8 protein-coding genes are annotated in these 11,336 nt (G+C 65.5%); 1 reads left to right on the forward strand and 7 read right to left on the reverse strand.

Annotated elements, in window-relative coordinates:
* Window positions 1-83: 83 nt before the first annotated feature.
* The 4 genes from AAIO73_RS01170 to AAIO73_RS01185 are packed head-to-tail and all read right to left on the reverse strand — an operon-like array spanning window position 84 to window position 3,735.
* Window positions 84-305 (reverse strand): DUF3072 domain-containing protein, encoded by a 222-nt coding sequence (locus tag AAIO73_RS01170; protein WP_345875650.1) that lies wholly within the window; start codon window positions 303-305, stop codon window positions 84-86.
* 48 nt (window positions 306-353) lie between these two features.
* Window positions 354-1,580: a kynureninase gene (kynU, locus tag AAIO73_RS01175; RefSeq protein WP_345875651.1), complete on the reverse strand. Its 1,227-nt coding sequence runs from the start codon at window positions 1,578-1,580 to the stop codon at window positions 354-356.
* Entirely contained in the window at window positions 1,577-2,401 is an 825-nt protein-coding gene (locus tag AAIO73_RS01180; RefSeq protein WP_345875652.1) for a tryptophan 2,3-dioxygenase, read from the reverse strand. Before AAIO73_RS01180 ends, kynU begins: the two co-directional genes overlap by 4 nt.
* Complete coding sequence (locus AAIO73_RS01185; protein ID WP_345875653.1) at window positions 2,401-3,735, reverse strand: dicarboxylate/amino acid:cation symporter; 1,335 nt, start codon at window positions 3,733-3,735, stop codon at window positions 2,401-2,403. Before AAIO73_RS01185 ends, AAIO73_RS01180 begins: the two co-directional genes overlap by 1 nt.
* Window positions 3,736-3,844: 109 nt before the next feature.
* Here AAIO73_RS01185 and alaS point away from each other — a divergent pair, with 109 nt between their 5' ends.
* On the forward strand, window positions 3,845-6,490 hold the full coding sequence (alaS, locus tag AAIO73_RS01190; protein ID WP_345875654.1) for an alanine--tRNA ligase: 2,646 nt from the start codon (window positions 3,845-3,847) through the stop codon (window positions 6,488-6,490).
* 253 nt (window positions 6,491-6,743) lie between these two features.
* Here the strand turns inward: alaS and bglB are convergent, their stop codons facing one another.
* The 3 genes from bglB to AAIO73_RS01205 all read right to left on the reverse strand — a co-directional run bounded on the left by bglB (window position 6,744) and on the right by AAIO73_RS01205 (window position 11,296).
* Complete coding sequence (gene bglB / locus AAIO73_RS01195; protein WP_345875655.1) at window positions 6,744-7,856, reverse strand: beta-galactosidase BglB; 1,113 nt, start codon at window positions 7,854-7,856, stop codon at window positions 6,744-6,746.
* Between the two features lie 132 nt (window positions 7,857-7,988).
* Complete coding sequence (locus AAIO73_RS01200) at window positions 7,989-10,985, reverse strand: beta-galactosidase (RefSeq protein ID WP_526023740.1); 2,997 nt, start codon at window positions 10,983-10,985, stop codon at window positions 7,989-7,991.
* Window positions 10,982-11,296, reverse strand: a complete 315-nt coding sequence (locus AAIO73_RS01205) for an L-rhamnose mutarotase (protein WP_345875656.1) — start codon at window positions 11,294-11,296, stop codon at window positions 10,982-10,984. The genes AAIO73_RS01200 and AAIO73_RS01205 overlap by 4 nt, the downstream gene beginning before the upstream one ends.
* Between the last annotated feature and the right edge of the window lie 40 nt (window positions 11,297-11,336).

Genomic DNA, 11,336 nt, shown 5'->3' on the forward strand with positions numbered 1-11,336 from the left:
GGATCGAAGGACCTCTTGTGTCAGGTGCTTCGATACGGGTCTTCGACAAGCTCAGCCCCAACTCAGCACGAACGGATGTCAAGTCAGTGAGACCCGCGCCCGGTCTTCTCCTGCAGCGCATCAATGGCCTTCGACGCTTCAGCCTTCGTCAGCCCGTCGTCGAACGGCTCGCCCGCTTCCTCGCTCAGCGTCTTCAGATACGACGCCTGCGCCCCGGTCATTTTCTCGTCGCCGGTCGTCCAGTCGTCCGGGTCCTTCTCGGCATTCGAAAAGGGTTCGCTCTTGGGATTGGCATGTTCGGTCATGGCAGTTCCTTTCGCCGCCACCAACCGCCGCGTTCTCAATTCGTTCCGTCAGGTCACCGCGTTGCGCGCATGATAGTGCGGAGCGTCCCAACTGCCGTCGCGCAGCAGTTCGGTTAGCACCTCCACCGCCCGCCACAGATCGGCAAAGCCGACATAGAGCGGCGCGAAGCCCAGTCGCAGCACGTCGGGCGCGCGAAAATCGCCGATCACTCCGCGATCGATCAGCGCCTGACAGATCGCATAGGCGTGTGGATGCCGGAACGAGACATGGCTGCCACGCGACCCAGCATCATGCGGCGACACCAGTTCCATTTCGGGACAATATTCGCCCATCAGCGCGATGCACGCATCCCCTAGCGCCCGCCCCTTGGCAAACAGCGCCGCACGATTGACGCCATCGAACTGGGCGATCCCTTCCTCAAGCGCAGCGATGCCGAGGATCGGCGGCGTCCCGCACTGAAACCGCCCGATATCGCCCGCCGGCGCATAATCGTCGCCGAAATCGAACGGCGCAGCATGGCCGAACCATCCCGACAGCGGCGATCGCAACACCGCCTGATGCCGCTCGGCGACATACAGGAATGCCGGCGCACCGGGGCCACCATTCAGATATTTATAGCCGCACCCGACCGCGAGATCGGCATTGCAGCCATTGAGGTCGACCGGCACCGCCCCGACGCTATGGCTCAAATCCCATAGCACGAGCGCCCCCTTCGCCTGCGCGGCGGCGGTGATCGCCGCCATGTCGAGCATCGCTCCGCTCTTGTAATGGACATGGGTGAGCAGCACGACCGCGACATCGTCGTCGATCGCATCGACGATGTCCGCCACCCGCACGGTCTTCACGCGCGCATCGCCGACGCTCCACGCCGCGCCATCGGCCATATACAAATCGGTCGGAAAATTGCCCGGCTCCGACAGGATCGTCCGCCGTTGCCCTTGCGCCTTCACCGCCGCGATCAGCAGCTTGTAAAGATTGGCAGAGGTCGAATCGGCGACCACCACCTCATGCGGCTCCGCCCCGATGAACGGTGCGATCTTCGCCCCAACACGCCGGCCCGCGCCGACCCAGTCATGCGAGTTCCAACTGCGGATCAGCCCCTGACCCCATTCCTCGACCGCCACCGCCTGCAACCGCGTCGGCGTCGATTTCGGCAGCGCACCCAGCGAATTGCCGTCGAGATAGATCACCCCCTTCGGCAACGCGAACCGATCGCGAAAGCTGCGCAACGGATCGGCGGCATCGAGCGCCTCGGCCTCGACCAGCGACTTCACAACGCCACCCGCACGGCCAGCAGTTCGGGGAAGAACACTTCGTCGATCACCTTCGCCAGATAGGGGACGCCCGCCGTCCCGCCGGTGCCGCGCTTGAAACCGATGATCCGCTCGATCGTCTTCAGATGCCCGAACCGCCACAACTGGACGCGATATTCGAGGTCGACCAGCTTTTCGGCCAGCTCGTACAAATCCCACCAGCGATCGGGGTCGCGATACACCGCCTGCCACGCCGCCTCGACCGCAGGCGACGCCACATAGGGTTGCGAGAAATCGCGTTCCAGCCGGTCCGCCGGAATGTCGAACCCCCGCCGCGCCAGCATCCGCAGCGCTTCATCATACAGGCTTGTCCGCGACAGCGCCTCGGTCAGCGCCGTTTGCGCATCGGCGTCGCCGTCATGCGCCACCAGCATCCCCGACTTCTTCGCACCCAGCATATATTCGAGCAGCCGATACTGGACCGACTGGAACCCCGAACTCCCGCCCAGCTTGCCGCGCATCGCCGTGTAATCGGCCGGGGTGATCGTCGCCAGCACCTCCCAGCTCTGGATAAGCTGTTGCTGCACGCGGGCGACGCGCGCCATCATCTTGAACGCGCTGCCCGGCCGGTCGGCGATCAGCGCCTGCCGTGCCGCCTCCAGCTCGTGCAGGCAAAGCTTGATCCACAATTCGGACGCCTGATGGATGACGATGAACAGCAATTCGTCATGCGTGTCCGACAGCGGCTCCTGCGACGTCAGCAGCCGGTCGAGCCGGAGATAGCTGCCATAGGTCGGGCCGCTGGCGGGCGGGGCGGGGTGGTCGGCCTCGCGGCTCTCCATTATTTCGGCTCGCCCATGTCACGGAAACTGTCGGGGACGTCGGTACGCGGATGCCCCGACGGCGTCGGCAGCGGCTCGATCACCGGCGATTCGGGCGCGTCGAACCCGCCCTCCCACTTGGCGATTACGCTGGCTGCGATCGCGTTGCCGACGACATTGGTCGCGGTACGCCCCATGTCGAGGAAGTGATCGATGGCGAGGATCAGCAGCAGCCCTGCCTCCGGGATATTGAACATGCCAAGCGTGGCGGCGATCACCACCAGGCTGGCGCGCGGCACGCCGGCAATCCCCTTCGACGTGACCATCAGCACCAGCAGCATCAGGAACATCTGTCCCCAGCTCAGGTCGATGCCGTACGCCTGCGCGATGAAGATCGACGCGAACGTCATGTACATCATCGACCCGTCGAGGTTGAACGAATAGCCGAGCGGCAGCACGAAACTGGCGATGCGCGGCGGTACCCCGAACCGGTCGAGCGCTTCCAATGTTCGCGGGTAGGCCGCTTCCGACGACGCGGTCGAAAAGCCGAGCAGGATCGGATCGCGTAGATAGCGCAGCAGCATCTTCACGCGCGGGCCGATGATCGCAAAGGCGATGCCGATCAGCACCGTCCACAGCGTGGCGAGGCCCAGATAGAAGCTGCCCATGAAGTAAGCGAGGTCGCCGATGATCCCCGGTCCGCGCTCGGCCAGCGTCGCCGTCACCGCCGCGAACACCGCGAACGGCGCGAAGCGCATGACATAGTCGGTGACCTGCAGCATCACCGCAACCAGCCCCTCGAGCGCGCGGACCAGCGGCTTGCCCTTGTCGCCGACCGCCGTCAGCGCGACGCCGATGAACAGCGAGAAGATGACGATCTGCAAAATCTCGTTGGTCGCCATCGCCTCGATGCCCGACGCCGGGAAGATATGGCCGACGAACTTGACGAAATCGAACGCCGGCTTGTCGACGCCGGTCGCGGCGGTGACCGGCGGGACCGGCAGGCCAAGGCCGACGCCCGGCTGCAACAGATTGACCAGCACCAGCCCCAGCATCAGCGAGATGAAGCTCGCCATCACGAACCAGCCGAACGACCGCAGCCCGACCCGGCCCAGCGACGAACTGTCGCCCATATGCGCGATACCGACGACCAGCGTCGAAAAGACGAGCGGCGCGATGATCATCTTGATGAGCCGCAGGAACACGGTCGTCACCGCGGACAAGTAATAGGCGATGTTCTTCAACGTCGCGCTGCCGGCGCCGCCGCCATCGTCCAGCCCAGCGTTCAGCGCCCATCCAAGCACGAGGCCCGCGACAAGGGCGATGAGAATGAAAGTCGTAAGCCGCTTGGCCATGCGTAGTCCCTGATCGTTTGCGCGGGAAAGGACGGGAATGTTTCGTCCGGGTCAACCCCTGTGCTTGTCGCAGCTTGGCAAGTCGCGCGTGCCTGCGTATCGAGCCGCAATGACCTCGACCAATGATGTCCGCCGCTCGTTCCTCGACTTTTTCGAGAAGGCGGGCCACGCCCGCGTCGCCTCCGCCCCGCTCGTTCCGCAGAACGATCCGACGCTGATGTTCGTCAATGCGGGCATGGTGCCGTTCAAGAACGTGTTCACCGGCCTCGAAACGCGGCCTTATGTGACGGCGACGTCGTCGCAGAAGTGCGTGCGCGCCGGCGGCAAGCATAACGACCTCGACAATGTCGGCTACACCGCGCGGCATCACACCTTCTTCGAAATGCTCGGCAATTTCTCGTTCGGCGATTATTTCAAGGAACAGGCGATTCTGAACGCCTGGACGCTGCTGACCCGCGATTGGGGGCTGCCGGCGGACAAGCTGACCGCGACCGTCTACCACACCGACGACGAAGCGTTCGGCCTGTGGAAGAAGATCGCCGGGCTGCCCGATCACAAGATCATCCGCATCCCGACCAAAGACAATTTCTGGGCGATGGGCGACAGCGGCCCGTGCGGCCCGTGCTCGGAAATCTTCTACGATCATGGCGACCATATCCCCGGCGGCCCTCCCGGTTCGCCCGACGAGGACGGTGACCGCTTCGTCGAGATTTGGAACCTCGTGTTCATGCAGTTCGAGCAGGACGCGAACGAGATCGTCGGCGAACTGCCCAAGAAGTCGATCGACACCGGCATGGGGCTCGAACGCATCGCTGCGGTGATGCAGGGCGTGTCGGACAATTACGACACCGATACCTTCAAGGCGCTAATCGCCGCGTCGTGCGAACTGACCGGGACGCGCGCCGAAGGGCCGATCCAGGCCAGCCACCGCGTCATCGCCGATCACCTGCGCGCCTCGGGCTTCCTCGTCGCCGACGGCGTGCTGCCGGCCAATGAAGGGCGCGGCTATGTGCTTCGCCGCATCATGCGTCGCGCGATGCGCCACGCGCATCTTCTGGGTGCCAAGGACCCGCTGATGCACCGGCTGGTCGGTTCGCTCGTGTCCGAAATGGGCGCTGCGTACCCCGAACTGGTCCGCGCGCAGCCGCTGATCGAAGCGACGTTGCAGCAGGAAGAAACCCAGTTCCGCCGCACGCTCGACAAGGGGCTTAAGCTCCTCGACGAAGCGACTGCCGGGTTCGCCGACGGCGCGACGCTCGCCGGCGAAACCGCGTTCAAGCTCTACGACACCTATGGCTTCCCCTATGACCTGACCGAGGACGCATTGCGCGCCCAAGGCTATGGCGTCGACCGCGCCGGCTTCGACGCGGCGATGGCCGAACAGAAGCGCGCCGCCCGTGCCGCATGGAAGGGCTCGGGCGCCAAGGCGTCGGACGACATCTGGTTCGACGTCCTCGAAACCGCTGGCCCGACGGAGTTCATCGGCTATTCGGTCGAAGCGGGCGAGGGACAGGTCGTCGCGATCGTCAAGGACGGCACCCGCGTCGAATCGGCGGAAGCCGGCGACGAGGTACTGGTCCTGACCAACCAGACGCCCTTCTACGCCGAAAGCGGCGGGCAGGTCGGCGATGCCGGCACCATGACCACCGATGCGGGGTTCAAGGCGACCGTCACCGACACCGCCAAGCAGTTGGGCAAGCTCCACGCCCATGTCGCGACGATCGACGCCGGCAGCCTGAAGGTCGGCGACAGCGTCGCGCTGACCATCGACACCGCCCGCCGCGCCCAGATCCGCGCCAACCATTCGGCGACGCATCTGTTGCACGAGGCGCTGCGCGAACGGCTCGGCACCCATGTCGCGCAGAAGGGATCGATGGTCGCGCCCGAACGCCTGCGCTTCGACTTCTCGCAGCCCTCGCCGATCGCGGCGGATGCGCTGGCGCTGGTCGAGGCCGACGTCAACGCGCAGGTCCGTGGCAACGGCGTCGTCACCACCCGGCTGATGACCCCCGACGACGCGATCGCGATGGGCGCGATGGCGCTGTTCGGTGAGAAATATGGCGACGAAGTCCGCGTCGTGTCGATGGGGCAGGATGCGGAGGGGACCTATTCGATCGAACTGTGCGGCGGCACCCATGTTGGCGCGCTGGGCGAGATCGGCCTGTTCAAGATCGTGTCCGAAGGCGCGGTGTCGTCGGGCGTCCGCCGCGTCGAGGCGCTGACCGGCGAGGCCGCACGGCAATGGCTCGGCAACCGCGACGCGAAGCTCCGCGAAGCCGCCGCCGCGCTGAAGGCGACCCCCGACGAAGTCCCCGCGCGCGTCGCGCAGCTCGTCGAGGACCGCCGCCGTCTCGAGCGCGAACTGGCCGAGGCCAAGAAGGCGCTGGCCATGGGTGGCGGTGCCGGTGCCGCGCCCGCCGGTCCCGAACAGGTCGGCGACATCGCTTTCCTCGGCCAGGTTATCGACGGCCTCGAGGCAAAGGCACTACGCGGCACGATCGACGAAGCCCGTGCGCGCGTTCCCTCGGGCGTGGTCGCGCTGGTGGCGGTCAATGACGGCCGCGCCTCGGTCGGCGTCGGCGTGTCGAGCGACCTTGTCGGCCGGATAAGCGCCGTCGACCTCGTCAAGGCGGCGGTCGCGGCACTGGGCGGGCAGGGCGGCGGCGGCCGTCCCGACATGGCGCAGGGCGGCGGCCCGGACGGATCGAAGGGTGCCGAGGCGATCGACGCGATCAAGGCGTTGCTGGCGGGCTGATCGCTAACCTCTGAGACGACCGTACCCCGGCGAAGGCCGGGGTCCAGTTGGGTGACGCTGGCCGCATTTTGCGCAGGCCTTCCCAACTGGACCCCGGCCTCCGCCGGGGTACGTCGTTTGTGTGGGGTAGGGGTGACCTGCTCAAACCGTATCCCCGCGAAGGCGGGGATCCAGAGCCACACAGCGCACCGCCCGTGACCCTGGACCCCCGCCTCCGCGGGGGTACGGAATGGGTAGGGTTCCCGGCCAACCCTCAAATATAGGTCCGCAAGAACTCCGCGAGCGCACACACCGCAAGGCTCTGCCCATAGGGCATCGAGGTCAGCGCGATATCCTTATAGAATTGCTGCGTATCCCCCATCGCAGTCCCGAAACTCACCTGCTTTAGTTCGCCGGTCTCGTCGATGTTGGCCAGCACGCCTCGCACCGCCTTGATCCCGACCGCCTCATACGCACGCGGCAGATACCCCTTCCGCACCGCCTTGAGGATGCCGTACGCAAACCCCGCCGCCGCCGACGCTTCCAGATAGCTGGTCGGATCGACGATCAGCGTATGCCACAACCCGCTCTCGTCCTGCGTCTCCGCCAGCGTTTTCACCTGCGCCGCCAGCGTATCGATCAGGAACATGCGCAGCGCATCGCCCTGCGGCAAATCCAGAATTTCGATGATCTCCGGAATAGCGATCGTGACCCAGCAATTGCCACGCGCCCACAGCGCCTCGGCAAAGTTATGCCGCCCGTTGAAATCCCAGCCGTGGAACCACAGCCCGGTCTTCTTATCGAACAGATATTTGATATGGACAAGGAACTGGCGCTTCGCCTCCTCGACATAGTGCGGGCGGTTCAGCAACAGACCGATCTTGGCCAGCGGCAACACGCTCATCATCAGCGTGTCGTCCCACATCTCGCCCGGATTCTCATCGTTATAGACGATATGCTGGAACCCGCCCTCCTCGGTCTTGGGCAGGCCGTCGGGCGCCATCAGCCATTCCGCCCATGTATCCAGATACGGGATATAGCGCGGGTCCGGCTCATGCTCGTAGAGATAGGCAAGCGTGATGAACGGCGCGACGGTGTTGATGTTCTTGGTCGGGGTCCCTTCCGCGAAGCGATCCTCGAACCATTGCTTGATGATCGCCAGCGCGGCCTTGTCGCCGGTCTGCTCGTAATAGCGCCACATCCCGAACAGGCCGACCCCATGCGTCCATTCCCACCCGGCCCAGCCCTTGGTGTCGATGATCCGCCCGTCGTCGAGATGGAGCAGGAACTCGCCCGTCTCGTCCTTGATATTGACCAGATTGTCCATCAGCAGCGTGATGGCGTCGGTCACCTGTTGGCGGGGAATGTCGTGGGTCAGCGCAGCCATATTTGCTCCGGGTGAAGGTTGTTCATTCTAGAATTTGCTGTGCTCCCGCGCAGGCGGGAGCCTAGGGCCACAAGCGTGTCGCTTGCGGCTCTGGCCCCCCGCCTGCGCAGGGGTACGAAGGAAAGACGTCGGTCACTTCGCCGCCGCCAACACCGCCGGCGCATCGACCATCCGCACCGGCACCCCGCCGCGAACGTTGCGCATCGTCACCAGCCTGACGGCCTCCAGCGCATTACCCGGCGCACCATCGCTGGTCACCGCCAGCGACAGCACGTTGCGCCCGCGATGGTTCAAGATGCCTTCGGGCACGACGAAGGTCCGTTGCGGCCCGACATGGGCGATGAATTGCCCCATATGCCAGCCATTGACGAACACCAGCACCCGGTAATCGACGGGCGAGCGCGGTACGGCGGCATCGCCGAACGACACCCCGATCGTCGCATCCTGCCCCTTGGGCACGTTCAGGTCGAAGCTGGTGCGATACCAGCTGGTCCCTGCCGGAGCGGAGGTCGCCGGCAACGACACCTTCGCCCAGCGCGCATCGTCGAAGCCGGGCAGGTGCCAGCCCATTCGCTCGCCATATTGCCCGCCATTGTTGGCCACCCCGCGGACCGGATCGACGATATCCTCGCCGCCCTGCCGCCCCTGTATCTTCCACGCGACCGGCACCGCGAAGGACTGGCCCGCCTGCTTCTCGACCGAAGCCGACACGATCCCGCGCGCTTCCTTGTGGAAATCGTCGGCGTCGAGATCCCAATTATGCCCGTTGTTGCGCAGCATCACCGACAGCACATGCTCGCCCGGCTTCCGCGCCGCGTCCGGCAACGCGATCGTCGCCGTGCCGGTCGTGATCGGCCGCGGCAGTCCGGCGGGCAATTCGTCCTGCCCGATCAACTTCCCGTCGAGAAAGACCTGCACCATCCCCGACCCGCCGGCGCCGTAGTAGAGCCGCAGCCGCTCGGCATCCGCCGTGCCGTTGAAGCGTCCGCGATACCACACATCGCCATCGTGAAAGCCGTACGCGTCCATCAGCATGTTCGGCTGCCCATCGGGCCGCGCGGTGATACTGGCATAGGCGCGATTGTCGATCGCCTGCCACGACGCATCGTCGAACCCCGGCTCCGCCTCGGGCGATCCCGGCGCCATCCGCCATTCGGCCAGCACCGGCAGGGTCACCGCCGCCGGGCCGGCCAGGGCTGCGCGCGCCACCAGACTGCCGGCGCTACCCGAACCGATCGCGACCCGCGCGCCGTTCCACGTCACCGACCGCACCCGCTTCGGCGCCCAGACCTCCAGCGGCGTCGGCTCCTTGGTATCGCCGGTCAGCGCCAGCGTCGAACCGCCCTTGGCGGATCGCACCAGCGCCGGCCCGCGCACCAGCACGTCGCCGGTTTTCCAGAATGTCGCGACCTCGGCCTCATCGCCGATCAGCAGCGTCATCGGCGGCCGTCCGCCGTCCGACACCTGCACCCGCGCTAGGCTGCCATGCGTGTAATCGAGCCGCAAATCGCCCTTTGCCGCATCGAACGACGACTGCACCTCCCCGGCGATCACCCGCACGGTCGGCGCGCTGGCATAGCGCAGCACCGTCGTCCCCGCTTCCTGCGCTCGCCCGTACAGCAGCAGCACGTCGCCGCCATCGATCCGCAGGTGTGACTGCAATTCCGACGTCGCATAGACCAGCCGCTGCCCGCCCAGATTGACGCCGGCGACCAACCACTTCGCATCGAAGCCGTTCAGCCGCATCTCGGGGAACGCATAGCGCCCGTCGGGCAGGTCGGCGGTGATGGTGAAGCGGTCGTCGCTCGCCTTGTTCGACGGATTGTGCGTGACCAGCAGGAAGCGGGCGTCGGTCTCCGGCGACTTGTTGTGATAGACCTGGATGTTCGGCGAAGAGATCGTCACCGGGCCCGCCGGCACCATCCCCGCCAGGTCGGGCACGGCCGCGATCATGCCGGCCAGCGCCTTCAGCTCCTCGGCCTTCTCGCGCACCTCGCGCGTCTCGCTGAACGCCGCGCCATAATCATAGCTGGTGAAGACCACCGGCGCCGGCAGCCACCCCCAGCTTGTGCCACCGAACCCCATATAGAAGCTCTGGATGGCGATGCCGTTGGCAAGGTTGGTGCCGTAAAATACTCGCTGGAACCGCTTGCCGCGCTGACGCGCATTGCACTCATACCCGCCGTTCGATCCCCAATAATCGAACCAGCCGCCGCCGAATTCCGCCGCAAACCCCGGCGTGTTGGGGCTGGCCGACGCACCACCCTTCGCCCCGCCGGGACCATAAAAACCCCAGTCGGGCGCGGCGCTCCCGCGCGTCACCTTGCCGCCGACCGTGCAGGTACCGCCCGGATAACCATCGAACGCATACAGGTCGGGCGATCCCTCGACCGTCTTCGCCACGTTCGATCCGCGCGGCACCCAATATCCGTTGCGCCCCTGATCATTGTGGAACAGCGGCACGGTGATCCCGTCCGCCCGCGCCTTGGCATAGAGGTGGTCCATATACCGCCCCTGTGCCGGGGTGGTCAGCGCCAGTTCGTTCTCGATCTGGTGCAGGATCACGGTACCCTTGCCGTTGTTGATCTGGTGGCGGGCAATGATCGGGTTGATCTGGCTGAGCCATTCGTCGGCGGCGGCAAGATAGTCGGGATCGTCGGTCCGCGCCCGCGCTCGCTGGTTCTGCAACCATCCCGGAAAGCCGCCGCGCGTCAGCTCGGCATTCACATACGGCCCGGCGCGTGTGATGACGTACAGGCCCTCTTCGGCCGCCATGTCGAGCAGCCGGTCGATGTCGCGAATGCCCTTGAAATCATACACACCGCGTTTGGGGCTATGGAACCCCCAGTCGAAATAGAAGGCGACGGTGTTGAACCCGCTTGCCTTCATCTTCTGCAGCACGTCGCGCCACAGATCGGGGGAGGGCAGGCGGAACGCATGGACCTCGGCCGACCAGATGGTGAGCCGCTTGCCATCGATCATCAGCGAGCGCGCATCATACGACACACGCCCGAATTTCTTGACCGGCGCGGCCAGATTGGCGGTCGGTTTCGCGGTCTGGGCGACCGCCGGCGTCAACATCGACGCGGCAACGCCACACAGGAACAGGCTACGCAGCATCCGGGTCATGCCATGTGGAACATGGGGGTGAGCGGCCATTCGAGCGGCCGGTGGTCGGCCTGCGTCTCCATCAGTGGCGCCATCGACTCCCACCAGCGCTGCATGACCGGATGTTGGGGCAGGGTATCGCGCTGATTCTGCTCGGCCAATTCCAGCGTCGCGAACAGCGCACCCGTCTCTTCGTCGAGGAAGATCCAGTAATCGGAAATCCCCGCCTCGCGCAGCAGCGCCGACAATTCGGGCCAGATCGCGTCGTGACGCGCACGATATTCGGCGGCCATGCCCGGCTTCAACTGCATCCGAAACGCCTGCCGCGTCATCTGCCCCTCCTGTATGTTCACTATGTGAACGTTATATTCA

Source organism: Sphingomonas epibiotica (assembly GCF_039615155.1).
Taxonomy (GTDB): domain Bacteria; phylum Pseudomonadota; class Alphaproteobacteria; order Sphingomonadales; family Sphingomonadaceae; genus Sphingomonas.

Excerpts from the sequence above, each read along its gene's own strand:
- AAIO73_RS01205 (WP_345875656.1), bottom strand. The coding sequence starts at position 11,296 with ATGACGCGGCAGGCGTTTCGGATGCAGTTGAAGCCGGGCATGGCCGCC.
- bglB (WP_345875655.1), bottom strand. The coding sequence starts at position 7,856 with ATGGCTGCGCTGACCCACGACATTCCCCGCCAACAGGTGACCGACGCC.
- AAIO73_RS01185 (WP_345875653.1), bottom strand. The coding sequence starts at position 3,735 with ATGGCCAAGCGGCTTACGACTTTCATTCTCATCGCCCTTGTCGCGGGC.
- alaS (WP_345875654.1), top strand. The coding sequence starts at position 3,845 with ATGACCTCGACCAATGATGTCCGCCGCTCGTTCCTCGACTTTTTCGAG.
- AAIO73_RS01170 (WP_345875650.1), bottom strand. The coding sequence starts at position 305 with ATGACCGAACATGCCAATCCCAAGAGCGAACCCTTTTCGAATGCCGAG.
- AAIO73_RS01200 (WP_526023740.1), bottom strand. The coding sequence starts at position 10,985 with ATGACCCGGATGCTGCGTAGCCTGTTCCTGTGTGGCGTTGCCGCGTCG.
- AAIO73_RS01180 (WP_345875652.1), bottom strand. The coding sequence starts at position 2,401 with ATGGAGAGCCGCGAGGCCGACCACCCCGCCCCGCCCGCCAGCGGCCCG.